Annotated in this window: 22 protein-coding genes and 3 tRNA genes; 11 read left to right on the top strand and 14 right to left on the bottom strand. The window is 53.5% G+C overall.

Annotated features, from left to right (window positions below):
- Nucleotides 1-660 precede the first annotated feature (660 nt).
- From CFELI_RS09585 to CFELI_RS09565, 5 genes are all read right to left on the bottom strand, one after another.
- A complete protein-coding gene (locus CFELI_RS09585; protein ID WP_277104854.1) occupies nucleotides 661-1,047 on the bottom strand; it encodes a bleomycin resistance protein in 387 nt (128 codons plus the stop codon).
- Nucleotides 1,048-1,191: 144 nt separating this feature from the next.
- Nucleotides 1,192-1,758 carry a neocarzinostatin apoprotein domain-containing protein gene (locus CFELI_RS09580; RefSeq protein ID WP_277104855.1) on the bottom strand — a complete coding sequence of 189 codons (567 nt, stop codon included), beginning with the start codon at nucleotides 1,756-1,758 and terminating at the stop codon, nucleotides 1,192-1,194.
- Nucleotides 1,759-1,875: 117 nt separating this feature from the next.
- Nucleotides 1,876-2,118: a hypothetical protein gene (locus CFELI_RS09575; RefSeq protein ID WP_277104856.1), complete on the bottom strand. Its 243-nt coding sequence runs from the start codon at nucleotides 2,116-2,118 to the stop codon at nucleotides 1,876-1,878.
- Nucleotides 2,119-2,384: 266 nt separating this feature from the next.
- Nucleotides 2,385-2,660, bottom strand: coding sequence for a cg0963 family protein (locus CFELI_RS09570; RefSeq protein WP_277104857.1), 276 nt, complete (start codon nucleotides 2,658-2,660; stop codon nucleotides 2,385-2,387).
- A 375-nt stretch (nucleotides 2,661-3,035) separates the two neighbouring features.
- Nucleotides 3,036-3,108 (bottom strand) — tRNA-Asn (locus CFELI_RS09565).
- A gap of 205 nt (nucleotides 3,109-3,313) precedes the next feature.
- On the opposite strand from CFELI_RS09565, the gene CFELI_RS09560 reads away from it, so the two are divergent.
- From CFELI_RS09560 to CFELI_RS09545, 4 genes are all read left to right on the top strand, one after another.
- A tRNA-Ile gene (locus CFELI_RS09560) sits at nucleotides 3,314-3,387 on the top strand.
- Between the two features lie 101 nt (nucleotides 3,388-3,488).
- Nucleotides 3,489-4,223: a trimeric intracellular cation channel family protein gene (locus CFELI_RS09555; protein ID WP_277104858.1), complete on the top strand. Its 735-nt coding sequence runs from the start codon at nucleotides 3,489-3,491 to the stop codon at nucleotides 4,221-4,223.
- A gap of 25 nt (nucleotides 4,224-4,248) precedes the next feature.
- Nucleotides 4,249-5,055 carry a serine hydrolase domain-containing protein gene (locus CFELI_RS09550; protein WP_277104859.1) on the top strand — a complete coding sequence of 269 codons (807 nt, stop codon included), beginning with the start codon at nucleotides 4,249-4,251 and terminating at the stop codon, nucleotides 5,053-5,055.
- 142 nt (nucleotides 5,056-5,197) lie between these two features.
- Nucleotides 5,198-5,497, top strand: coding sequence for a hypothetical protein (locus CFELI_RS09545; RefSeq protein ID WP_277104860.1), 300 nt, complete (start codon nucleotides 5,198-5,200; stop codon nucleotides 5,495-5,497).
- On the opposite strand, the gene CFELI_RS09540 is transcribed toward CFELI_RS09545, so the two are convergent.
- A complete protein-coding gene (locus CFELI_RS09540) occupies nucleotides 5,471-5,767 on the bottom strand; it encodes an acyl carrier protein (RefSeq protein WP_277104861.1) in 297 nt (98 codons plus the stop codon). The genes CFELI_RS09545 and CFELI_RS09540 overlap by 27 nt on opposite strands.
- A gap of 103 nt (nucleotides 5,768-5,870) precedes the next feature.
- Between CFELI_RS09540 and CFELI_RS09535 the strand changes: the two genes are divergently transcribed.
- Nucleotides 5,871-6,827 carry an alpha/beta fold hydrolase gene (locus tag CFELI_RS09535; protein ID WP_277104862.1) on the top strand — a complete coding sequence of 319 codons (957 nt, stop codon included), beginning with the start codon at nucleotides 5,871-5,873 and terminating at the stop codon, nucleotides 6,825-6,827.
- Between the two features lie 74 nt (nucleotides 6,828-6,901).
- Here the strand turns inward: CFELI_RS09535 and CFELI_RS09530 are convergent, their stop codons facing one another.
- Together CFELI_RS09530 and aceE are read right to left on the bottom strand one after the other, a co-directional pair.
- Nucleotides 6,902-7,765 carry a hypothetical protein gene (locus tag CFELI_RS09530; RefSeq protein ID WP_277104863.1) on the bottom strand — a complete coding sequence of 288 codons (864 nt, stop codon included), beginning with the start codon at nucleotides 7,763-7,765 and terminating at the stop codon, nucleotides 6,902-6,904.
- A gap of 230 nt (nucleotides 7,766-7,995) precedes the next feature.
- Complete coding sequence (aceE, locus tag CFELI_RS09525) at nucleotides 7,996-10,734, bottom strand: pyruvate dehydrogenase (acetyl-transferring), homodimeric type (RefSeq protein ID WP_277104864.1); 2,739 nt, start codon at nucleotides 10,732-10,734, stop codon at nucleotides 7,996-7,998.
- Nucleotides 10,735-10,994: 260 nt separating this feature from the next.
- Here aceE and CFELI_RS09520 point away from each other — a divergent pair, with 260 nt between their 5' ends.
- The 3 genes from CFELI_RS09520 to cbiB all read left to right on the top strand — a co-directional run bounded on the left by CFELI_RS09520 (nucleotide 10,995) and on the right by cbiB (nucleotide 12,517).
- Nucleotides 10,995-11,414 (top strand): DUF3052 domain-containing protein, encoded by a 420-nt coding sequence (locus CFELI_RS09520; RefSeq protein ID WP_277104874.1) that lies wholly within the window; start codon nucleotides 10,995-10,997, stop codon nucleotides 11,412-11,414.
- A 78-nt stretch (nucleotides 11,415-11,492) separates the two neighbouring features.
- Nucleotides 11,493-11,565: transfer RNA gene (locus CFELI_RS09515), tRNA-Val, on the top strand.
- Between the two features lie 22 nt (nucleotides 11,566-11,587).
- Nucleotides 11,588-12,517, top strand: a complete 930-nt coding sequence (gene cbiB / locus CFELI_RS09510) for an adenosylcobinamide-phosphate synthase CbiB (RefSeq protein ID WP_277104865.1) — start codon at nucleotides 11,588-11,590, stop codon at nucleotides 12,515-12,517.
- 40 nt (nucleotides 12,518-12,557) lie between these two features.
- On the opposite strand, the gene CFELI_RS09505 is transcribed toward cbiB, so the two are convergent.
- The 3 genes from CFELI_RS09505 to CFELI_RS09495 are packed head-to-tail and all read right to left on the bottom strand — an operon-like array spanning nucleotide 12,558 to nucleotide 14,521.
- Nucleotides 12,558-13,433: an SURF1 family cytochrome oxidase biogenesis protein gene (locus CFELI_RS09505; protein WP_277104866.1), complete on the bottom strand. Its 876-nt coding sequence runs from the start codon at nucleotides 13,431-13,433 to the stop codon at nucleotides 12,558-12,560.
- Entirely contained in the window at nucleotides 13,434-13,916 is a 483-nt protein-coding gene (locus CFELI_RS09500; RefSeq protein WP_277104867.1) for a low molecular weight protein-tyrosine-phosphatase, read from the bottom strand.
- Complete coding sequence (locus CFELI_RS09495; protein ID WP_277104868.1) at nucleotides 13,913-14,521, bottom strand: HAD-IA family hydrolase; 609 nt, start codon at nucleotides 14,519-14,521, stop codon at nucleotides 13,913-13,915. Before CFELI_RS09495 ends, CFELI_RS09500 begins: the two co-directional genes overlap by 4 nt.
- A 37-nt stretch (nucleotides 14,522-14,558) precedes the next feature.
- Here CFELI_RS09495 and cobC point away from each other — a divergent pair, with 37 nt between their 5' ends.
- The 3 genes from cobC to CFELI_RS09480 all read left to right on the top strand — a co-directional run bounded on the left by cobC (nucleotide 14,559) and on the right by CFELI_RS09480 (nucleotide 20,605).
- Nucleotides 14,559-15,569 carry an Rv2231c family histidinol phosphate aminotransferase CobC gene (gene cobC / locus CFELI_RS09490; RefSeq protein ID WP_277104869.1) on the top strand — a complete coding sequence of 337 codons (1,011 nt, stop codon included), beginning with the start codon at nucleotides 14,559-14,561 and terminating at the stop codon, nucleotides 15,567-15,569.
- 69 nt (nucleotides 15,570-15,638) lie between these two features.
- Nucleotides 15,639-17,042, top strand: a complete 1,404-nt coding sequence (locus CFELI_RS09485; protein ID WP_277104870.1) for an SWIM zinc finger family protein — start codon at nucleotides 15,639-15,641, stop codon at nucleotides 17,040-17,042.
- A gap of 254 nt (nucleotides 17,043-17,296) precedes the next feature.
- The gene (locus tag CFELI_RS09480; protein ID WP_277104871.1) at nucleotides 17,297-20,605 is read left to right on the top strand and encodes a hypothetical protein; all 3,309 of its coding nucleotides are present in this window, start codon (nucleotides 17,297-17,299) and stop codon (nucleotides 20,603-20,605) included.
- A gap of 809 nt (nucleotides 20,606-21,414) precedes the next feature.
- On the opposite strand, the gene CFELI_RS09475 is transcribed toward CFELI_RS09480, so the two are convergent.
- The 3 genes from CFELI_RS09475 to CFELI_RS09465 are packed head-to-tail and all read right to left on the bottom strand — an operon-like array spanning nucleotide 21,415 to nucleotide 23,839.
- On the bottom strand, nucleotides 21,415-22,359 hold the full coding sequence (locus CFELI_RS09475; RefSeq protein WP_290258987.1) for a hypothetical protein: 945 nt from the start codon (nucleotides 22,357-22,359) through the stop codon (nucleotides 21,415-21,417).
- The gene (locus tag CFELI_RS09470) at nucleotides 22,359-23,210 is read right to left on the bottom strand and encodes a hypothetical protein (protein WP_290258986.1); all 852 of its coding nucleotides are present in this window, start codon (nucleotides 23,208-23,210) and stop codon (nucleotides 22,359-22,361) included. The genes CFELI_RS09475 and CFELI_RS09470 overlap by 1 nt, the downstream gene beginning before the upstream one ends.
- Nucleotides 23,207-23,839 (bottom strand): hypothetical protein, encoded by a 633-nt coding sequence (locus CFELI_RS09465; protein ID WP_277104334.1) that lies wholly within the window; start codon nucleotides 23,837-23,839, stop codon nucleotides 23,207-23,209. The genes CFELI_RS09470 and CFELI_RS09465 overlap by 4 nt, the downstream gene beginning before the upstream one ends.
- Nucleotides 23,840-24,789: the final 950 nt, after the last annotated feature.

Raw genomic sequence — 24,789 nt, 5'->3', positions numbered from 1 at the left:
AGATATGCACATACGATCACAGAGTGAATGCGCTCAACACCACGCACTTGAGTCACAATCCGACTTCCGTGCTCAAACGAATGTGAGGTTGAAGGTTAGCTCGCAAAAATGCAAGCCATGAAGGTGATCCTAGTTTTTCATCACAGCACAAAAGCATCTGTGATGCACTGAAGTCCTTACTACGTGCCCTGGTGAACTCGCGAGTAGATCGTGGTCGAAGCTTCAAGCAATACCCAACACATAAACACACACGTGTTGAAGAGCAGCGTGATTTTCATGATCCCACACCACTCTGAATACACCCCCTCGCTCCCGCGTGCATGTCCTTGACGTTCCACTCGCCACGCCCCTGTAGCCACGGGCTGGGGTTTCGCACGAGGTTTTCTGCCCTCAAGCATGTGTCTGAGTATTTCGTCTGAACCCAGTGGCGTTGCATACTCACCTTTGACGCAGCAAAAGTGGGGTCAGGCTTGGGGGTGAGGACCTGCCTGGTCATGTGTCGTGCGATTGTTTTGGGAGTGCTGTATGGAAAGAAATTTTCTGCAACACAAGTGAACGCAGAGTTGACCAACACTGTCGGCACTCGTTTTCTGCGCGGAAAAGCTGAATCTCGGGTAGGAGCTTGCTGGCGGTTTAGCCTGTAGTGATGGGTTTGTGTTGCTAGTCAGAAATACGGATGTAGTATCCGTCAGGGTCAAGGATGGCGAATTCTTGAGGGGTGACCACGTGTTGATCAACCTGAAATTCGCGGCGTTCCAAGGGGCGATGGATAGGATAGTTCGCTGCGATCAATTGGGCGTAGACGTCCTTGATGTTTGGTACCCCGAAGGTGAGGTTCATACCGCGGCCGAAAGGGTAACTCAGTGTGCTTAGTTCGTGGTGGCTGCCTTGTTCAAGCATGAGCTGAATGCCTCTGAGTGAAATGAACAGAAATTTTTCTTGGGGGCGCTCATATTCAACGGTAAACCCCAGTAGATCACAGTAAAACCAGCGGGACTTTTCAATATCGGTGACTATTAGTTCGGGAATAAGATCGTTGTATTCCACAAGGTGACTTTCACTGAAGGGGCAGATTCTAGTAGAACAAAACCCCCACCTTGAGTGTCAACGCGGTGGTCAAGCGCACTGGCAGTGGGCTTCGCAGTAGCGACGATACACACAAGGTGGGGGAGAGGGAATAAGCGAAATGCTCTAAGAAGTGAAGGTGACAGGCAGCTCAGCGACGTTGCGGAAGCCTTCAGAGTGATCACCGAAGACCTTGATCACGCACTCATTGGTTGTGCAGTCAACGTTGTCGCCCTTAGCGGTGGCGGTGATGTTCACCGTTGCAGCGCCCTCAGCGCTCATAGTGGTGGTGCCACGGCCGGAGTTGGTGATCCATGCGGCGGTTGCAGGATCGGTCAGGGTGCCGGTGCATGCAGGAACTTCGCCTTCAGCGGTGCCAGCAGCACAGATAGCGGTGTAGTAGCCAACCTTAGGATTCAGGCCGGTCAGTTCCACGGTCAGGGCATCGCCTTGAGCAAGCTGGGTTGCGGAGGCCGAAACCTTGACGTTTTCAGCGGCAGGCTCCTCAGCGTCGGTGGAAGCAGGTGCCATTGCGTCAGCAGAAGAAGGAGCGGTGACAACCTTGCCTTCAACAGCAGTGTCAATCTTCTTGTCAGAATCTACCTCACCGGGAGGGGTGCAGGCTGCAAGAACAACACCAGCGGTGAGGACAGCAGTTGCGGCGAGAAGAGAAGAACGGGAAGTACGTGCCATTATAAAAAGACCGAGCCTTTCAAAGATCTATCAAGGTTCTAACCTTGTGTATTCTACCGTGGATAGTTATACAACCATCAGAGTATGGGGTGTGGCCTCAGCCACGTTTTGGTGCTGTTAGTCCCGATCAGGCTCCAAAATGGTGGTGTTTTTGTCCTTGCCGAGGTCTTTAATTTCCTTCATCCTCGGCTGTGGATCGAGTTTGTCAGCGATAGTTTTACGAGCAACGTTGACTGCCTGCTTTGCCACAGGCGAGTTGACCGCAGCTTGGTAACCTTTTTTGAGCTGTTCGTAACGCTTGCGCCCCGCTTTCGTTCCAAAAACGTAGCCTGCGGCGGCGCCGATGACGAACTGGATCATGGTGAACAACTGCTCCTTTAAATAACAACAGTCACACGGGGATACAGTTGCGAAACTGCCCGCGACAACGTTGAGCGAAACTGTGAACTCATCCCCATAGCAAGCACAAGCGGGGGACTTCCACCACACTCTACCAAAGTGGGTGCCACGCCAGCGTGGCCTGTGGCGTATAGATTCAGCCCAGTTGTGTAAGCGCTGGGCTGGGACATAAAAATCCTGCCTCATGGACTCACGTGAGGCAGGATGTGTGTGCGATAACGACGCGTTTAGGCGTCTTCGTTGAGGATATCGGCGCGGTCGGTGGGGGTGAGGTGGCCGGAGAACTCAGCGAAGTTACGGGCGATACTGCGTTGCATGAAAGTTTCGCACGCTTGGGCAAGGCGCTTCGCATCGTAAATGTTGAGCTGCAAAATCTGCTCAGCGGTGGTGCCGTCTTCGCTGATGCGCTCGACAGCAAGGTATTCGAAGGTATTTTCTTCAATCAGCCGAGTGACGATTTTGCGTGATTTCACGTCGGTGAAAGTTGGTTTGAGTTCAGACACAGGAACCTCTTTTTATGTTCAAGGTGGACAATTACTTCAATATTAAATGCTTATCGGTGCTTTCAGTGGCACTGTGAGAACAGCTACACGAATTGGGGGTGGATGTCGTAAACACAATGGATCAGGGTGACCAGTGTTAAAAAGGGCAGCTCAAGGTCTGTGCAGTTTTGTTTCGAGTTGAACAACCCCGTGCATGCGTTTGTTGAGCTGTGCGCGAGCTTCATCCACACAGCTGGTTGGTAGATCGTAGCGGAAACGAACACCTGTGTCTCTTGAGGTGTATCGAAGGCTTGCGTGAGGGGATGGCCAGATAGCGCGCGAGGGGCAGGTGCGAAAAACCCCAGTCAAAGAAATTCTTTGACTGGGGCTGTGTTGCTCCCCCAACTGGACTCGAACCAGTAACCCTTCGATTAACAGTCGAATGCTCTGCCAATTGAGCTATGGGGGAATAGTGGCTGTTGAAGAAGTACTGCGTAGAAAGAAGAACTTTTCTTTCTGCTGCGCTCCTTGGCAACGAGGAAAACTATACAACGGTTCTTTAAAACAGCACAAATCAGCAGGTCATGGGCATGATTGTGGATGGTTTAACGAATAAGCCTTCAAGTGGTTATACTTTCATAAGTGTTCACCCACGCGCAGTGGTGATTGAACATGGGGCTATAGCTCAGTCGGTTAGAGCCGCGGACTCATAATCCGTTGGTCCCGGGTTCGAGCCCCGGTGGCCCCACTTAAATAAGCCCCCAGAGTTTTTGCATAAAAGCTCTGGGGGTTTGAGTAATTCCGCCAGCATTCTCCTATTCAGTCGCACAGAAAACACTTGCCACACTTATGCATCACGTTGATCCTTTGATCCTGAATCTGTATCAAACCTTCGATCTCATCGGTGTTGTTCTCAATGGGATTATCGGGGGAACGATTGCACGCCAACGAAACTTCGACTTTGTGGGCTTTGTTTTCCTCGCACTGTTCTCCGCTCTCGGCGGGGGTATGTTGCGCGACGTTCTTATGCAGAAGGGAACCGCTGCGGCGATTGCTGATCCCACCTATTTGTTGTTGGCGATCGTGGGCGCAGTTATTGCGCTGATGACTGATCTGCACGGTAAACCGTGGGAGCTATTTAAAGTGCATGGTGACGCCATTGTGTTGGGTGTGTGGGCGGTCACCGGTGCTGTGAAGGCTCTAACTTTTGATATGCCGGTGGTTTCTGCTGTGTTTATGGGTGTGCTCACTGCTGTGGGTGGCGGAATGATTCGTGACGTTGTTACTGGCCAGATTCCGGCGATTTTTGGTGGGGGTACGTTGTATGCTGTTCCGGCAACGATTAGCGCGGTCAGTGTTGTGGTCTTCCATGTGTTCGATTTGGATGCGATGGGGATGATTGTGTCACCGTTCTTGGGCGCTGGTTTGGCTATCATCGCGTATTGGCGTGGGTGGGTGTTGTATCGGAGTGAAAAGTGGGCGCCGGTGAACATGACTGCCGCCCAGGTGCGTGGGTTGATCCGGCGTTCGGAGCGTAAAGGTTGGCGTTTAGGGCGTAAGTCGACGAAGCCTGTGAAGGGTTAGGAGAAAGTTGAAGGTGGTTGGTTCGGTGCTTGATGTGAATTTTGATGCGTGGCCGGCAGATAATGTTGCTGCGGCTGCGTTTAGTGGTGGGGTGCAGGTGGCTTCGCATGGGGATGTTTCGCACGTTTTTGAGTTGGCGAGCGTGACTAAACTTTTGGCTGCTTATGGTTTTCTTATTGCCATTGAGGAGGGTGTTTTTGATCTGGATTCGCCGGTGGCGGGTTCGACTGTGCGGCATTTGTTGGCGCATGCTTCGGGTGTGGGGTTTAAAAAGGGTGATCCGTTAAGGCCGCCCGCGACGCGCCGGGTTTATTCTTCCTATGGTTTTGAGTTGCTTGCCGACGCCGTGGCGAAGGAAGCTGAGATGCCTTTTGCGCAGTATGTGGATGAGGCTGTTTTTGCGCCTTTGGGTATGAGTTCAACGGTGTTGTGGGGTTCGGCGGGTCATGAGGCGCGTAGTTGTGTTTCGGATTTGTCGAATTTTGTGCAGGAGTTGTTGAATCCGACCTTGATTGATCAGCGCACGTTGGATGTGGCTTCGTCGGTGCATTTTCCTGAGTTGTCGGGTGTTGTGCCTGGTTTTGGTATGCAGCGGCCGTGCCCGTGGGGGTTGGGTTTTGAGATTCGTGGGGTGAAAGATCCGCATTGGTTGGGTGCGCAGATGCCGGAAAAGGTGGTGGGGCATTTTGGGCAATCGGGCACGTATGTGTGGGTTGCGCCGGAAAAGGGTGTGGGCATGGTAGTTTTAACTGATCGTCCGTTTGGGAATTGGGCGAAACCGTTGTGGTCTGAAACCAATGAGGCGTTGTTTAAAGCTCTAGTTGAGCTTTAATAAATGGGTGGGTATTTGGGGGTTAAAGCTGTTATTGAGAGTTGAAGATGTGACTAAAGATGACTTGAATCGGAGGTCACATCTTTTTGTTTGAACAATTCGTTGGGGAAGACGACATTTTTCAAACGAAAGGAATAAACCAATGTTCTCTCATCAGCAATTCGCTTTTCTCTGCGTCAACGGTATGCCTTGCGGTTTCCGGATGACTGTAGAGGAGACCATGGTAAAAACCCTGAAGTCTGAGCCTTGTGCGGTGAGCACAAGCACGGATTTCCTCGACATTGCCTCCTGCACAAAGTGGGAGCGTTCCACTGTTCGGGGCAGGGTGGACTGTCGCCAACTTTTGTCCGGCACTGAAGATGAGTTGGCGCAGTTTGGGCGTGAGCTTGATGCGCTTGCCCAAACGCACGGTTTCTCAGCGAGCCTGGAACTCGTCGGCTAGCTTCAACACATCCGCGATTGTGCGGAGTTGAAGATAGGTTTCCGGTTCGCTCGGAATACCGAATTTTTGCTCGAAGCGTACGGCAAGTTCAATGATGTCGAGCGATCCAAGATTGAGATCATCAACCAGCAACATGTCTGCTCGCAGCTGCTCTTTGTCGACGTCGGCAAGCGCTGCGAGTAGATCGTAGACCTGCGTCGGGGTGTCAGCAGCTTCTTTCTTGGCTGCTGGTTGGGTGAGTTTTTGCAGCTGCTCTTGTAAGGAAGCCACTGGGTCTCAACTCCTTTAACTGTGTGAGGTGTTCAGGGTCGTGTCTTAGGGTACACCTTTGACAGTTCGTGAACCGTGAAGGGTCCAGAGTAGTGTTGAATTTATGGTTTTGAGCAGCATTACCAAAAAGTTCCGGGCGTGGCGCATTGCCCGCAATACTCGCCACGAAGAGTTTAAGCCACCCCAGTTTTCTCGTGGTAGCAGGGTTGAGGGGCTGCGCTACTACATTGAGGGCGACGATTGCGCCCCAGTCACTGTTGTTTTTGTCCATGGCTATACGCTTGCTGCTTCGTCGTGGCACTTTCAGATCGCCTCGATTGCCGAAGATGCTCGCTGTATTGCGGTGGATCTGCGTGGGCATGGCAAGTCCGCTGAGGTGGCTGTGGCGGATTGTTCCATTGATGGTGCGGCGGATGATGTGATGACTGTGCTTGACGACGCCGAAGTCACCGGCCCTGTGGTGTTCGTGGGGCATTCCATGGGTGGGATGGTGGTGTTGAATTTGTTGCGCCGCTACCCCCAATTCCGCGTTAATTGCGCAGGTGTTGTGCTTATTTCCACTTCTGCGCAACCGTTTGCTACCGGTGGGGCGGCGAAGCTTTTGCAATTACCATTTATCGATAATATCCGCGACGTTGCTTTAGATAATCCCGATGAGGTGGAAGCGCTGCGCGATAAGGTCAAAGAAATCGTTGTTCCTTTGTTAAGCTCCATGTCCTTTGCTGCTGAGACCACTGATGGGCAGCAAGAACATCATGTGAAGATGATTAATGACACCCCGCTGTCTACTCTTGTGGGTTTTATTGATGATCTCGAGCACCATGATGAATCAGAGGCTTTGCAGTGTGTTTCGAATATTCCCGCCCGGGTTCTTGTGGGCGGTTCCGATGCGATGACACCAGTGTCACAGTCGGATTTCATTTGCCAGAACTGGCCTCATGCGCAATTACGGGTTGTTGATGGGGCAGGGCATATGCTTCCCATGGAACAACCAGCGATTGTCAATGCCACAATTACAAGTCTGCTCAAAGAAGTCGAGGTCATGTACAAGCCACATTAATAACTGGTGTCAGCCACAAACCACTAGCCCAGTTTTTCATCCTGTGCCAACCGGTTGAAAATAGCTGGGCTTTTTTAAGAAGCCAGCTTGTGTGCCAACGCATTAACGTGTGCTTCGATAGATGATTCTGAAATTTCTTGTATGCCGAGTTCTTCCCACAGGATGGTTGCTTGGTGGTGCACTTCTTGTTGCGCGGAATCTTGTGGGGGTGAAATCACTGCAACTGTGGGAGCCTGTGCAGAAATTTCGACAGCGCCACCATCCTGGATGAGAGTGCCTCCTTTTTCGCGGAGATTCTGTACGTGAAAACTCCACGCATGGGCACGCTCTAGTAGCCGTCGGTGATCAGAGCCTGCGAAATTAAAAGCAGTGCTGAGCTCGTAGGCTGCACCATCTTTGACAATGGCAAAATCTGTGGGTGTATTCAATGGGCCGAAGTACGTGGTGGGTTTGACCAAAAGATTGCGAGTAATCTCTTCATGCGCGCCATATGCTGCACGCAGCCTTCCCCTAAGGCGTGTTAATCCTTGCTGGCGTTGTGGTGAGCGGGGGAGGACAAATGTTTCGAAAAGGTGCTGAGTGGCTTCGTGGAGTGAATTCTGGGCGGACATCAATCGGGCGGGTTCGACGCTGATTGCATTGTTCCAGTGGTTTGTCAGCAGCGAAATGGTGGAGCTGAAGTCTTGTGGCCGATTGTTTTCCACGGTGTTGTTTACGCCACGCGGCAAAGCGTCGAGGGTATCTCGGAGAATGCGTAGCATAGCTTGGGTGGTTCGATAATCGCCGGAAATGTAGCTTTGGCGGGATAGCTGTTGAACGTTGATGATCCGGAAATCGAAAGTATTCGTTGCAGTATCTTCAGCTACGACACCAATGCCGAAGCGATTGATGCAGGTCGGGTGGGGTGACAAAGCAATTGTCCAATAGCGGACTCTCATGATTCACCTCCTGTGATGTTCGTCCCTGATGTGCTCACGTTTGCGATAATAACCCTCATGAAAGACTCCGACGTTGAGGGACTTAGGTTCGTAGAAACTTCTCGTTTTCTTCCGGGGTACCGATCAGATCTTGTGTGGGGTCTGTGAAGTGACGTGAAATGAGTATTGTGCATGAAAAAGGCTGGTTTCCCCAGTGTTCTCGGGAAAACCAGCCTCGATGAGATTAAGGCTTAAGCCTTCGTTGGGTCAGTCAGATTGAAGCGCTGTGCAGCCTCAACTGCAACACTCTTATCAATCTTGCCCTCACGCGCAAGCGCATTCAACGCAGCAACAACAACCGACTCAGCATCGATGTTGAAGAAACGACGAGCCGCAGCGCGAGTATCGGAGAAACCGAAACCATCCGCACCCAAAGTAGTGTAATCACCAGGCACAAACGCGCGAATCTGCTCCTGCAGGTCAGTCGCGAAGTCCGAAACAGCAATGTATGGGCCGGAACCCTTCTTCAGCTGCTTCGTAGCAAAAGCCTCCTCAACCTGGGCACCAGGATTACGCAGCTGCTCCTTCGCCTTCTTATGGCCATCGCGAGCCAACTCAACCCACGAAGTCACAGAGAAGATATTGGCATCAACATCGAACTGCTCCGCCAAAATCTCCTTCGCGCGAATAGCCTGCTGCATACCAATACCAGAAGCCAAAAGCGAAACCTCAAGGGACTTGCCGCCAGCAGCTTTATCCCACAGGTAAATACCCTTGTGCAGACCCTCAACATCCAAATCTTCAGGCTCAGCAGGCTGAGACACAGGCTCGTTGTAAATCGTGATGTAGTACATCACATCTTCACCACGGCCAGGACCATACATACGATCAATACCCTCACGCAGCAAATGCGCAATCTCGTAAGCAAAGGCAGGATCGTAAGAAATAACAGCAGGGTTGGTCGACGCCAAAATCTGGGAATGACCATCCATGTGCTGCAAACCCTCACCCGTCAGGGTGGTGCGGCCAGCGGTAGCACCCAAGATGAAACCGCGAGCCATCTGGTCACCAGCAGCCCAGAAAGAATCACCGGTGCGCTGGAAACCGAACATCGAATAGAAGATGTACAGCGGGATCATCGGCTCGCCATGAGTAGCGTACGAAGTACCAGCAGCAATAAACGCGGCGGTCGAACCAGCCTCGTTAATGCCCTCATGCATGATCTGGCCATCCACGGCCTCCTTGTAGGAGAGCATCAAATCGTGGTCAACCGGCACATAGTTCTGGCCATGAGGGTTGTAAATACCCATGGTTGGGAACCAGGAGTCCATGCCGAAGGTACGAGCCTCATCAGGGATGATCGGCACGAAACGCTTACCCAGCTCCTTATCGCGCATCAGCTCCTTGAAGCCACGCACAACAGCCATGGTGGTCGCAATCTGCTGCTTACCGGAACCCTTACGCAAGCTCTTGAGCTTATCCAAACCAGGAACCTCAAGCGGGGTGTACTCCTCGCGACGCTCAGGCACAAAACCACCAAGCTCACGGCGACGCTCCAACATGTACTTCAACTCAGGGGAATCCTCACCTGGGTGGTAGTACGGAGGCAAGTAAGGATCCTTCTCCAGTTCCTCATCGGAAATAGGAATGCCCTGCTTGTCGCGGAACTTCTTCAGATCGTCAAGGGTCAGCTTCTTCATCTGGTGGGTCGCGTTGCGGCCCTCGAAGTTGTGGCCCAAACCGTAGCCCTTAATGGTGTGAGCAAGGATAACCGTTGGGCGGTCCTTGATCTCCAATGCACGCTTGTAGGCAGCGTAAATCTTGCGGTAGTCGTGGCCACCGCGAGGCAGACGCCAAATCTCTTCATCCGTCCAATCCTCAACCAACTTAGCGGTGCGAGGATCGCGGTTGAAGAAGTGCTCACGCACATACGCGCCGTCGTTTGCCTTGAAGGTCTGGAAGTCACCGTCAGGGGTGGTGTTCATCAACTCAACGAGAGCACCATCCTTGTCAGCTTCAAACAGCTGATCCCACTCGCGACCCCACACAACCTTGATCACAGACCAGCCAGCGCCGCGGAAGAAGGCTTCCAACTCCTGAATGATCTTGGTGTTACCACGCACAGGGCCATCGAGGCGCTGCAGGTTACAGTTGATCACGAAGGTCAGGTTATCCAGGTTGTTCAGCGCAGCCATCTGGATCAGGCCACGAGACTCTGGCTCATCCATTTCGCCGTCGCCAAGGAATGCCCATACGTGCTGATCGGAGGTGTCCTTGATGCCACGGTTATGCAGGTAGCGGTTGAAACGTGCCTGGTAAATAGCATCCATTGGGCCCAAGCCCATCGACACGGTTGGGAACTCCCAGAAATCACGCATGCCATGAGGGTGTGGGTAGGAAGGCAGACCACCCTGAGGGCGGGATACTTCCTGGCGGAAGCCATCGAGGTCATCCTCGGTCAGGCGACCCTCCATGAATGCGCGGGCATACACACCTGGGGAGGCGTGGCCCTGGAAGAAGATTTGGTCGCCGCCACCTGGGTGGTTCTTGCCACGGAAGAAGTGGTTAAAGCCCACCTCATACAGTGGGGCAGCACCAGCATAGGTGGAAATGTGGCCGCCGACGCCAATGCCGGGGCGCTGAGCGCGGTGCACCATGATAGCCGCATTCCAGCGGATCCAGCGACGGTAACGCTTCTCCATCTCCTCATCACCAGGGAACTCAGGTTCCATGGTGGTAGGGATGGTGTTGACATAGTCGGTGGAGATCATTGGTGGCAGTGGTACGCGCTTGGCCGAAGCGCGCTCCAGAAGACGCAGCATAAGGTAGCGAGCGCGTTCTGGGCTGGACTCCTCCAGCAGACCGTCGAGGGATTCCATCCACTCGTGGGTCTCCTCTGGGTCAGAGTCATTTAGGTAAGACGCAACACCATCGCGGATTAATGCGAAGTTGGTGTCTTCCGTGTGCTTCCCGAAATTCGGGTCAGCCATTCCACACCTCCAAGGGGGTTATAGAGAATTTTTCGCCAGCTACACACGGCAAAGTCCAACAGCGGACTAGGCACAGTGCGAGCGACACTACCCCTCATACTTTACGTGGTGAATGGCACATTTTGTTTGTTGGGGCAAAGATCAGTGTTTTATCCTGCGAAAAAGGGGGAATAATGCCCACACATTGAGGGGGATGTGTGAGAAAGTATTTGCTCGGTTTCTCTGTACAATTCCCAAATTCCTTGTATCCTTATGCGTTGATGAACGTTCAAGAATCTATGGAGAACAACGCTGTCACCTTCGCTGCCCGCTTGGGCTTGGCTGAAGGCATGGCGGTTCAAGAAATTGGCTGGGATGACGATTGCTTTACCGAACTCAGTGAGGCAATCGAAGACATTATTGACGCCGAACTTCTCGATGAAGACACCGATGAAATTTGCGACGTCGTACTGCTGTGGTGGCGCGAAGACGATGGGGATCTCGTTGACGCGCTTGTCGACGCCGTGCGCCCACTGTCCGGTTCCGGCCGGGTGTGGCTGCTCACCCCGGGTGCTGGAAAGCCAGGGGCACTCGAACCTGGTGTGATCCCAGAATCCGCCCAACTTGCCGGCATGGTGCAAACCAAAGCTGAGCGTTTGGGCACATGGCAGGGTTCATGCTTGGTACCACGCGCAAAATAGGGCACTGAACTGCTGTTTTGTGTTCTGGTGGGGATTGCTGTTATTGTTATTTCTCGTTGCAGCAAGCAACACCACAAAGCGCCTTTAGCTCAGCTGGGAGAGCAGCTGGTTTACACCCAGCAGGTCGGGGGTTCGAGCCCCTCAGGGCGCACAATGGTATAAGGTTGGCGGTCATGTCTTTAGCAATTATTGCGGGCATGGCCGCTGATCGCGTTCTGGGGGATCCGGGGGGATCATGTCATCCTGTTGCCCTGTTTGGGCGCTATGCCGCATGGCTGGAAAAGCACATGTATTCGGCGTCGAAAAGCGCGGGCGTAATCTATGTTGCTGCGTGTGTGCTCCCGCCTGTTGCCGCCAGTGTGCTGTGTGCACGCAGGTATCCGAAGGCATCGTTGGGAGTGTCGCTGTGTGTGGCGTTGGGGGGATCCACGCTGGAGACAATCGGTGAGCGCATGGCAACGCGCCTTGAACGCGGCGATGTTGAGGCAGCACGGGAATTGGTGCCGTGGTTGTGTTCGCGCGACCCGAAGCTGCTCGATGCCGATGGTATTGCGCGCGCTACGGTGGAATCATTGGCGGAAAACACCTCTGATGCGGCGATCGCGCCGATCGTCTGGGCGCTTGGTGGTGCGCCAGGGGTGGTGCTGCATCGCACGGTGAATACTTTGGATGCCATGGTGGGTTACCGCAACGAACGCTATGAGCAATTCGGGTGGGCGGCAGCGAAATTCGACGATGTTCTCGCCTATATTCCTGCGCGAGTCACTGCTGTAGCTCATGTAGTGCTGGCGCGTGGCCGATGGCGGGAAGCAGTGCGTGCGTGGCGTGAGGATGCGTGCGCACACCCTTCTCCTAACGCAGGCCCGGTGGAAGCAACCGCAGCGGCCGCATTGGGGGTGCAGCTGGGTGGGAAAACGCAGTACGCGCACGGGGTGGAGATGCGCCCAGTGTTAGGCATTGGTGCGACGCCAACGGTTGCCGATGTGCGTAAGGCAGTGCGGCTTTCGCGCAATACTCAATTTTTGGTTGCCACAGCGGTCAGTACCGTGCGCTGGGTTGTTGTAACCAGCCTGCGTCGTACCACACGTTCAAGCGCAGGCTGATGTGTGCTCCCCGTGAACAACCACGGGAGCGCATATGCTTTTAAGAGCCTTTGGTGAAATAGTTTTTGTGCTGGTTGCCGTAGCGCGAACGCATTTTCAGCTCTGGTTCTGGGTCTGGTCCTGCGCCAGATTCAACATGGGCAGCCATTTGCTCTTCTTCTTCCCTTGCCCGGCGGCGTTCCTTCGACTCGGAATAAATCATGTAGCCCAACCCCAGTGGAGCCATGATGCCGAAAGCAATCCATTGGAAACCGTAGGAGAGGTGGTTGCCGCGATCGAGTTTCGGAATAGGGATGTAGTTGACCTGGCCCGGCTGGTCCTGGGCTAGTTGAGCGTAGTCGGTGGAAAGATCAAGCTGGGTGAGTGAGGCAATCTGCTCGGTATTGATCCCGTACACCTGCACCGGTTGGGTGGTGGTCATGGGTGCGGTTTGAGGGGTGGGCTCGTTTACCCGGGCATGCGCAATCAGGGTGACTTCCTCCTGCGGTGCGGCAGGCATGTGCAGTTCTTGACCGGCAACACTGGGTTCAAAACCACGGTTAATCACAATGATTTCCCCGCTGCTGAGCTTAAAAGGGGTCAGTGCATGGTACGCGGGCGTCGATTCCACGGGGCGCAGGCGCAAAATCACTTCCTGATCGGCCAGATAGTGGCCGGTGAGTTGGATGCGCATCCATTCTTGATTGCCACGAATTTTCCCCTGGGCATCAAAAACTTCACTGTATGACTTGGGGTTGTCTTTGAATGCGTTTTCGATATGCTCGTTGCGCTCAACAATCTGTGCGTCTTTATTCAACTGCCACGGTGACAAAATCATAAACGCTGAATAAGAAAATGCGACAACGAGCAGGATGGTGATTATCCAACCAGGGCGCACAAAAGCTTTGACACCGGTGGTGGTTTTCTTCGAACGCATTTATCCTCGTTCCTTGAGGTTGAGAGCGGTGGTAATCCATTCCATAATGCCCGGCACTGCTGCCTCAATGTGGACTCGGGTTACTTCAAAGTCAGACGCGTAACCGTAGTAGGGGTCTTCGACATCGTCGCTGGTAGCCAAGGGGTCGAAGCTGCGCAGAAGCCGGATTTTGGTGGCTGGAATGCCGTAGCGCAACAAAGCTTGTTCATGTCCACGATCCATGGCGATGATCAGGTCGGCGGATGCGTGGTCGTCGCACAGCTGGGCCGCGCGGTGCGCGCTGCCGTCGTAGCCGGCTTTTGCAAGCTCGGTGATGGCGCGGCGGTCAGCTTTTTCACCAACATGCCAGCCCCCGGTGCCGCAGGAATCCACGCTCACAAGGTGGTCGAGTCCGGCTTGGGTGATGGCATGGTTGATGATGACATCACCCATGGGGGAGCGGCAGATATTGCCGGTGCACACTACTGTGATCCGAAGTGTCATGGGATCAGTCCTCTCAAATCCGCAACGGTGGGGGCGAAGGCTTCGCCACAGCTCCACTCATTAGCATTACCATAACCCCAGCCGACAACAATAGTGGGAATGCTGTGGCTGCGTGCCCCCTCAACATCATGCAGACGATCCCCGATCATCACCGTGGTGTCGTGGCGGGTCAGTTGACTAAGCACATCACCAATGATCGCCGCTTTTGAATTCAACGTCGGCGTTGTCCCACCGATATGGGAAAAGTGGTGCTTGATATCGAAGTGGTCCAGCGCTAAATGCGCGGTGGTGAGTTGTTTGTTGCTGGCTGTGGCAAGCGTGTGTCCGGCGTCGACAAGCTCAGCGAGCAGCTCAGCAATGCCGGGGTAGAGGCGGGCTTGGCTTATCCCGTTTTTCACGTAGTGCTCACGGTAGTGCGCAACAGCATCCGCGCCGAGGCCGAGACTTGCGAAAGTGTGCTCAATCTTCGGGCCCAAGACGCTGCGAAACCAGTCCGGCTCAGGGTGGGGGATGGAATATGCAGAAAGTGTGCGCCGAATACTAGCTTCGATGCCGGGCTGGGAGTCGATGAGGGTGCCATCGATGTCGAAGATGAGCAATGCCATGCATTCTATCCTGCCATGAAACAGTAGACTTAACCGCATGCTTTCGAGAATCCATGGCGATGTTGATGCTGCTGGTGCGCGTATAGATTTCGCCGTCAATGTAGTCCAAACCCAACCCTCCTGGCTTCTCGACGCCCTCGTCCACGCCCTCCCCACACTCACGGCATACCCCTCTGCCGCGCAGTTAGAGACAGTGCAGCAGATGATTGCGCACAAACATGAGCTCCCAGCAGATCATGTGCTGGTGCTGTGCGGGGCTGCGGAGGGGTTTTCCCTGCTGCCAAAGCTTGCCCCGCAGCATCCTGTTGTGATTCACCCCGGTTTTTCCGAACCTGACATTGCGCTTGTCGACGCCGGATATAAGGTCGAACGAATTGTTCTCGACCCGCCGTTTCACCAACTTCCACCTATCCCGACGTCGTGCGACCTGGTGGTAATCGGTAATCCTACAAACCCCACGGGGGTTTTATGGACAATCACGCAACTGGGTGAATTGCGCGCGCCGGGCCGGATCGTGGTGGTCGATGAGGCGTTTTTAGATGTCTCAGGTGAGGAAGAATCCATGGCGCAGCAGGTGGTTGACAAAGATGTTGTGGTGGTGCGTTCGTTGACCAAAAGCTATGGTCTAGCGGGGCTGCGCGTGGGATATCTGTTGGCTGCCCCTGAGCTTATTGAGGTCTTAGCGCACGGGCGTGCCCACTGGGCGGTAGGGACACTGCAGATGGCGGCGATTGAAGCTGTGTGTTCTTGTGGTCAGCCAGAAAAGTTGCGAGAAAAGATTGCGCGCGACCGAGACATCATGCAGCGGATGTTAGCGGAGGTGGGCCTTCAGGTGGCAACGGAGTCGAAGGCACCGTTTGTACTGGTTACAGGTGGTAATGAGCGGGTACGGCAGGCGTTGCTGAAGGAGGGGATTGCGGTGCGTCGATGTGATACTTTCCCCGGTTTGGGTAGTGAATACTGGCGGTTGGCGGTGCGTGATCAGCAACAGGTTGCAGCCTTGAGTGAGGCGTATAAAAGAATCTGCTGTGAATTGTCTCAGGATTGATGTTTTTGCTGGGGAGCTTCGCTAACGTGAAAGTGATCGAACATTCATACCAATAAGGAGTAAGCCCCAATGTCGCGTACATTCAGCGCCACCACTGTATTCGATGATTCCGGACTTGATATCGCTCTTGCGCCAGGATTAGGGGTTGAAGGGGTGGAGGTTTCACCGAGTTTTTTCCACGGTTTTGCCACACACCCTCAAGTTTTGGCGCGTGGGTTGGTTACCTTGGCGGATATTACTGCCACGCGTTATTTCAATTATGTTCCCACCAATGAGCGTGATCCTATTCTTTCCGCTCATGGTGATCGCCTGCGTGCTGAGTGCTTTTCTGCGTGTAATGGGGTTTATGCCTGCTTGGAAATCAACGAGAAGGGCCTCGATGGTGGTGAGATTGGCCGCGGCACCACGAACGTGGATTTGAGCCCAGCGTCGCGGGCGGTTTTGTCGGCTATCCCAGCACGTTCCTTGCTGCATGTTGATGTGGGTGCGGAGGGTCTTACGGCTTCCACCTTGGAAGAATCGCTTACAGAACGCCCCGTGGAGATGCCGGAGCGTTGGGTGCGTGCTTTAGGCAATGCTTCTAGCATGCATAGGGAGTTTCACGAGGTGTTCAGTGTTCCGCAGTCGGGTGCGCGGGCTTTCTTAGCAAGCCTGCCTTCGGCAACCGGTACAGGTAAAGCGGGGTGGCTGACCAATCAACGTGGCATGGTGAAGGTGTCGGCTAGGAAAACTCCTAGTGCGGTGTATGTTCAAGGCCTCCACCGATTGAGTGCGATGAAACGCCTGCTTACCCACGTGCAAAGTATGAGTTTCCACGCCCCGGTGGAATCGAATTCTACGGCTGGCGCGATGGTTTCTTTGGAGCTGCCAGGGGCACGTTTAACCTTGGGGCTTACCGATGAGGAGTGGCGTGGGCATTCGGGTGAGGGCTCACTTTTGGTTGATTTGGCACAACCGCAAGTAAAAGAAGATGCGGCGTTGCTCAGTGCGTTGTTGTCGTTTGAGCCAATTATTGATGTGGATCGTCTTGCCCGCGAGGCGGCGTTAAGTCCGAAGCGGGTGGAGGCTGCTCTCGCGGTGCTGGCGGCCTCTGGTCGTGTTGGGTGGGATATTCACGATCACGCGTATTTCCACCGTGAGCTTCCCGATAATCCGGATGCTATTGAGAAGGCGAATCCTCGTTTGGTGTCTGCGCGGAAGTTGGTGGCTGATAATGCGTTGCGGCCTTTGGAGGGTTCGCCACGGACGTGGATTGTGCGTTCGGGCGATGCGGAATATCAGACCACCTTGGGGGAAAATCCTGAGGTTCCTGAGGATGGTGCACGGTGCACCTGTTCGTGGTATCTCGCACACGCAGGTAATCGTGGTCCGTGTAAGCATGTGTTGGCTGCCAGCATGATTTCCTCGGGCTCTGATATTCAGCCGGAGAAGCACTCTCTTACGCTCACAGGTTCAGAAGCGGCGAAAGCTTAAATCCTGTCGCATTTGATTCCTTCTTCCACCTGCCTGTGCAGGAAGTGGTTTCGAGGGATAAGGATTGTACGACGAAGGAAAATGATTGCACGAAAAGGCTGACCGCCAACAGGTGCCTGATCGCTATGAGTTAAGAGCTACTGTAACGGCTTGCTTCAACGCGAAAACCACAGAGATGGAACTGGCGTGTTAAGGGCAGGTGAGAACGTGAAAAACTGTGAAGCCGCACAACATAACGCGAAAAGGAGAGCATAATGGTTTCCACAACGCCCACCCTGGAAGATTTTGAGCAGGTAGACCAGCAACTAGTAGCCCTCGGGTGGAAGGAAGCTACCTATTCCAACGCTGGTGAGTTGCCATTGGGTACAAAAAAGTTCAGCGCTCAAGTGTGCTCGTTGCTTTTTTCGGGTGCTGAGATTCCCGAAGATTTCCTCAACCCCAACCACGATTTCCGGACGATCTATGCCACCCGTGCCGGCGCCTCCCCGAAACGGTTTCACACCCTGACATATGAAGGACCGCCGGAAGTTTTATGTGCTGCAGTAAAAGAACGTGGGACGAAATTTGCGCTCACATGCATGAACACCCGAGAGTCACGGTTCGGTGATTCTTTTTGTTGCACCTTTCCCGATGGTCCACTAGTAGCCGTAATCCTGGCTATCTGCGACCCGGAGTTTCACTGCCCCATCCCGCGAAAGGCCGACTATCTTGTGGATTGGGCGGCCATGGTCGCAGACCTAGTGGTCAAAATTGACACCATTCGGTGGACCGCACGGCATAAATACCTTCACGTTATAAGCCCAGAACTGCTCGAAACCCGCTTGGAGGAGCATCTTAACACCGCCATTGAGGAAAACATTTCACTGGTCGGACCCTTAGGGTTTGTGCTGGTGCACCGCGCACTCAACAACCGCTTCGACCGTGATCGGCTGATCGCTATGATCATCGCCGAAATGGAAATAGTGCCCAGGCGCAGAGATCGCCAACAGATGGTCACACTCCTGATGGAAACCCTTGGTTTAAGCGATGCAGATTTATTAGCCCAGAAAACCCAACTAGGCCCATTATTGAGCACTGGCGAGCCGAGCGTTATTGAGGCCATTGGCACGCGGCTGATCCCACTAGTCGCAGACGTTGATCTTGTCGATGTGGCTCTTGGGGCGTTGTACACCAAAACGAACAAAGCACTCAAGCAGGTTCTTCACGCTTTAGCTCAGCGACACACACCGGCCCTTGAGATCGTTGAAGAATTCGCCCCAGCTCTTGTGCCCCTGTTAGATTCCACCGATAGTCACGTGCTGCAGTATGCACGCGAACTGATGCAAGCATGGGGTATTGAGGCGGCGTCGACAAGCGACAAACCAGAAGCGCAGATGTGGCAGGAAACCCCACCGCTGTGGGAAGTACCACGCTACGATGCGGGGAGCGTAAGCGTAGAGTCAGTGATGGAAGCACTTGGCAAATTGCCCAAGGAAAACTTCTATTCCGATGTGGACGTGGAGATATTCTTAAGCCGCTACTTCGCGCTGGTCCACCACGATCCCGACATGGCACAACGCGCCGTCCAAGGTGCGCCCTACGGTGCCCGCCAGTGGCTATTCCCCAATTACTTCAACGGGGATATGGACACCTACATGTGGCTATACGAGAAAAAATACATCGTGGCGAGCCGCGACGCCACCGTCGTGGTGCATGCAGCGCAGATGCCGAGCATCCTGTCCGAACCTTCTTATATTGACCTGCGCATCACTGTTGATGACTTTGTCCAACGATTAGAAAAGTACCACCAATGCGGTGCACCCGTGTATGAACCCGACTTCGTACTTGCGTTGCTGCGGTTGGATCTTTCCGGCATAGATCAACGCAGTGTACAGAAACGCCTCAGCGAGTTCACCATGCCAGTGCACACATGGCAAGGCGAGGCACTCGAACAGAATGCAGGACAGATAGCGGCAGCCTATATCGCTCACCCCTATGCGGAGCCAGCACTAGAGCCACATTTTGGCAGGTGGTTCCCGATGGCGTTGCAAGCCCCGCCTGCGCTGAAGCACCTGCCGCGACGCTTCACGCCCTCTGCTTGGCATGACGAAACAATTGACCCCGCAACCGTACCTAGCTGGGGTGATGGTGCATGGACGCTACTTCGGCGGGAATCATCGAGCAAAGGGCCCACGCTGGGACGCATCGCTGCACAAGCAGCCCGCTCGCAACGCCCCTTCGGGCCAGGGTTAGCCATCAACATGCTGAACATTCAGCGCCCGACCACCGCTGGTGAGTTGGAAGGAGTCTACGAGGCGCTCATGCATTCGTGGGAGCGCGGCCTCTTGCGCCCCGGGGTGGCAGATGTGCGCTACTTAGGTTGGAAAGATGACCTCACCAGCTGCCGTGGCATTGCGCAGACATGGGAGCAGTTAGCCCGTGAAGGTTTGCTCTCTGTAATTTGGCCGCTTTACGACGCCCTCCTTGCGCAGGCTTTTATCCGCAAGACCACCCCAGCTGGTGTTAGTGAAGTGGCTGCGTCGATGGCAAGGCTCGCCCCGCATGTTCTGGCCGCAGTTTCGGCTGGGCGCGCACCGAAATCCGCGCTTATGGCACTGGGGGCACGGGCGTGGGCTGAACGCACGGGGACGTCGAAAGTGATTGAGGCGGCCCAAGAAATCGTGGCGGTTTTAGGAGAGTGCGAAGCTTCTGCTGAGCAGCTCACCAGCGGAGCTCAAGGGAATAATTCCTTAAGCTCTGAGGAATTCCAAGCATTATGGTGTTTGCCCAAGCCCGCCCCAGGGGTTGTGTTAGACACTACGTCGGTGAGAATTTTACGTGGTGAAACCCCTCTGGTGGCGCACCAGATATGGACTGAGTTCCAGCTACGCGACTACCCTGGGCGCAGTTTCCTTCTAGCAGAGCCCAGTTGTCTTCGAGACTGGATTTTCCACGATCGGTGCACCATTATTGAACGCACTGAAACACCCCTTCGGATTAGTCATGCTCCACGACGATTCATGTATTGGAATGGGGAAAAGTTCGTTATTGAGGATTATGACCCGAACTATAGGTCGAAAAAAAGGCCCTCCAGACTACCCGATGTGGCAATAGTGGCAATGTTTGCTGGACTGCAGAATACACACAATGACGAGTATGGGTCCGCGTGTTATGCGGTGAAGAATCTCTTAAGCTCTATGCTGGTTGATCCTGATTCAACCCACTCTGCCATGCAGGTGCTGCTCAATCACACTGATCTATTTAGCCCCGGTAAAGTGATCGGTTTTGTTACCAAAAACCCAGCCTCGCTTCCTTCTCTGTGGCCTTTCATTACCGATTCTTTAAGCTTCGCGGCGAAGCAAGAAAAAAATCCACACTGGCTCAACCGGGTTCTCGATGCTGCGCTTGCGCATACTGACTTGCTCAGATATGGCATTGAGCATGGATTTATTCATCCTGAAGACTTCGCGGCACTTGATAGTATCGCAGGCCAAGCCAAGGCGAGTGCAGCGCGAAAGAAAGCACGAGAATTACACGCTATCCTCAACCTTGCATCAGGCCCGAAGGAAGATTTCCTGCGCTGAACATGCCACAGTCAAAGCTGTCAACCCACCCCAAGCACAACAAATTCTGGTGAGAAAACTTCACGAAATCCTGGGAAGAAAATTGTGTGTTCAGTCATTGAGATTTTCTCATCGGGGAAATGCGTATGAAACGCTAACCAGTGGTTATGGGGGTTTGGTGGGTGGAACGTCAACAGAAAGCACGCGGGGTTCCAAGTTCAGAATGGTTTTTGAAAAGGAAAATCAAACTGAAAGGAACACCGCGTGCTTGCGTTTTTGCTTCACTTTTTCTCACCCATCACCACTGCATGTACCATCAGCGCTTGGTGTCACACTCATCGCCGTCGACATGACCTTCGCCCCCTATACCCCAAGACCATCACACCCATCGCAAAAGCTGCTTTAGTCGTTCTACACCTTGGCCACAAAATACTCTGGTGAGAAAACCTCATTGAGTATCAAAACTATCTGAAGCGAAAATCACGGTATGAGCTTGTTACCCTGAAGCGATGTCCTTTTCCGTCGTTGCATAAGGCCTGTGATTGTATCAACGTCATTGGGTCGCATCCCTAGTTCTCGACACTTTACTCGTACTTGTTCTACAGTAACGGGTGCCCATCGGTCTGGGCGATTCATCATGTCGGCCTTGAGTTTTTCTTCCTCGTCCCATTTCAATCCGCTGGAATAACCTTGTGTCCAATGGGCGAGATATTCTAGGAACTCTTTTATGTCTTTTGGAAAGGGTTCAAGATTGAGGTTTTCTCACCCGCCCTAGTGAAAAATGGGGTGGTTAAGGTGGCGGTGGCGGACTTATGCCACCGCCATAGGTGTTATTTGTCGCGTTCGTGGCGGGGTTTGAAGACGTCTGCGCCGATGACGCGGGGGACTACTTTGGGTGCTTCGCCTAGAAGGTCGAGGAGGTTTTTATCGCGTTCTGCTTGTTGGAGTACTCCTTTAACCGCTGTGCGTCGTGTCCGGTTGGTTGTACGCTTGCGATTATTCGCTTGCTGCCCACCACCAGCACCGCCTGCACCACCCATGGGTGCCCCGCCTGCCATCGTTGATCCACGACCACCAGAACCACCAGCACCGCCAGAACCAGCACCAGTATTGGGATTGTTTCCTGTGCCTTGTCCGTTGTTGTAGGGGCTGTGACCCCGATGGGACCCACCACCCGAACCCGAACCAGTGCCAGAGCCGGTGCCTGTGCCTGTGCCGGTTGGGTTATGTCCCCTCCCGGTGTGTGAGCCACCCGAGCGATGAGAACCACCAGCACCAGCACCTGCACCATAGCCACCAACACCAGCACCATACCCACCTGCACCTGCACCTGTGCCTCTGCCACCACCGGTGCCGGTGCCGGTGGTGGTGTTGGTTCCTCCAACATGGTTGCTACCAGATTGGTGCGGCATCGTATGCGACACCCTATGATGCTGCGTGTTTCCACCGGTAATGTGTGACTGTGCTGTGCCACCAGCATAAGATCCACCACCATAGCCTGCACCTGCGCCTGCACCCCAACCAGTAGCATTACCAACACCACCATGTGTGGTTGGGTGTTGATGGGCATTAAGTGGGTTAATAGTTGCAGGATCAAGCCCTAGCGCGGATTGCTGGGTTGCTACCTGATCTAACACCCGTTCAGCAAGTTCGTGGGGTTCAAGGTCAAGCTCCCTAGCTGCTTGTTGGGTATTCTGTACCCAGTTGGTGGTAGTGATTGTGCTGGTTGCTTCGTTTGTGCTTCCTCCGCCTGCGCCTGCGGGTGCAGGTTCCATCAGTGGCGTGTTACAGGCATTGCTGCTGTTGCTGCGGTTGCAAGGGCTGTACGGAAGCCTTGGAGGAAAAGTTGTTCTGCTTGTTGGGCAACAACGATGCCTCCTTGGGTGGTGCGGAGTGCGTTGACTTTAGCAACTGCTGCTGTCACCTGTGGGGCAAACCCTGGTGCGATTGCTGATAGCGCGGTGGTAGATTGTGCCATCAGCGCAGCATTCTGAGCGAAGTTCATGCCCGATTGCGCCATGGTAGTAATAGCGGTGTTTGCTTTTTCAAAGGGGGTGCCTTTGTTTGCTGCGATCAGTTCACTGGCCACGCTGTTTAACCGGTCACTGATCGCAGTGGCATCACGTGCCAAAGTAGCCCAGAGGTCTGCAGCTTCTATCGCTGCAGCGTTGTTGGTGGAAGCAAGAGCTGAAGCGAGTTGTTCTAAGCTTGCTGCTTGATTCACAACTGGTGGTGGGAAGTTGAATCCTTCGAATCCTAGGTCAGGGCGGGTAGGGAAATAGACCCTGGGAAACATTGGGACTCCGGTTTCTTCCAGGATGCGATCGAACTCATCGGTGGCAAACCGGTTCATGCCTGAAAGTGAGTAGTAGTTGGCATAGAGGTTTTCTTCCAACCATTTCACCTGACGTTCAAAGGCTGTGAGCATATCAAAAGCACTCCCAGCCCCACCATGAAGAACCCGACCGTGTTGTTCCCCGAGCTGGTCTAAACCACTCACCGAAGAAAAACCACCATCAAGTGGATTTCGTGCAGAGTACAAAGCAGCATTGCCAGATTCTTTGCTGAGTTGTTCAAGGGTGTGAACGCTGTCGATGATTTGTTGTTTATCCATGAATAGGGTCATTGGAATCCTCCTTTGGTACGTAGTTTTTCAAGGGTTTCATACGCCTTCCAACACAACTCATCCTTCGTTGGTGTGGCTTTACCAGTGTGTGAAAAAGCGATACTGATTCGCCCATGGGGCGTGCTAATAGCAGCATCACAGTATTTGTCATCATCAACTTGAGGCAGGTTGCTGAAGTAGATGCGCTCATCAATACCGGGGAAAGTCGCATCAATAACCAACCCGTGATCACGCATCCAGGAATAGCGCGCAAAATGGGTTGATACACTGAAGGCTCCATGGATGCCGTCGGTTGTATGAATTTCGCTCATGCCACAATCAATCATCGGAGTTGAGTCTCTCCTCGTCATCGAGATTTTCTTTAATCCGATTTCTGCGAGTTCTTCTGGGGTGAGTGTGTCGCACAGATCGTACAGTGTGTTGTTGGGGTCAAACTTGTCGAAGGCCTCAACATATTCCCTGTCTGGTGGCAGGGGGATCATGCTGGGTTTGGGTGGTGACTCCCAGGTTTCAAAAGGATAGGTTTCTTCTGTAGTAGTGGTGTGGGCAGCCCCGGTGTCCTGTGGTGGTGCGCAGCCAGATACCGCCACACCACAGGCAACGAGTGCTGTGAGAATACGTGTGCGCATAAAGTCCTCTCTTAAAACACATGTGCTGGGGTAGGGTTTTATTCCCTTATATATAAAGACTGGAAAATCAGGGTGTGCGTTCCCAAAATTTTTTCCACCCCACGCTCTCCACCCCTATGCGGGGGTAAATGATGGTTGGCGCTGAGGGTTTTAGGTGAAGTTGCCTTTGGTGAGTAGTTTTTCAAGGGTTTCATACGCCTTCCAACACAACTCATCCTTCGTTGCTTTCGCTTTACCTGTGTGCCCGAACGTGACACTGATTCGTCCGTGCTGAAGCCAGCTTCAGTAACATAATTTCTTGTACCCAACACGTTGCGGCCCGTTGAAGCGTACGACGGTCGTGGCGTTTGCGGTGGGTGAGGCCATGTGCTGATGGTACGTACAGTAGAAATTGGGGCGAAAAAGTGTGGTACAAACGCAAGTACGCGGGAGTTCCTTTCAGTCTGATTTTCCTTTTCAAAAACCATTCTGAGTAAGGACCCCACGTGCTTTGCGTTGACGTTCCACCCATCACGCCGCTTAAACCACAGGTCAGAGTTTGATACGTATTTCCCCGGTGAGAAACCTCATCGTCAAACCGCAATTTCACCGCGTATGTGTGCAGCCACGAGCGGAGGTACACAACCGCCCTTGGGGTGGGTGTTTATCTTGGATCGCCACCGGTGGTTCGAGGGATGTTTTTGGTATAAATCTATCGCGGTTAACAGAGGAAAATTGTGCTGTGGTGAATACGGTTTCCGGGGTGAAAAGTGGAAGAAAAATGGGCGAAGGGGGTATGCGTTGATCCTTGCGGAGCGGTGATTGTGTGGTTTAGACGGGGGATGACCAATGGTGTTGGTGGGAGTGTCTGGACGACCTAGGGTTGGAGGAAAAGTGCACTCAGCTGCAGAATGTGTGCAGAATTACATTCTTCATTTTCATTTCATTTTCATTTCATAACCGCCGGTCAT

The organism is Corynebacterium felinum (assembly GCF_030408755.1).
GTDB classification, from domain to species: Bacteria; Actinomycetota; Actinomycetes; order Mycobacteriales; family Mycobacteriaceae; genus Corynebacterium; species Corynebacterium felinum.
This window is presented reverse-complemented; position numbering and strand designations above follow the sequence as displayed.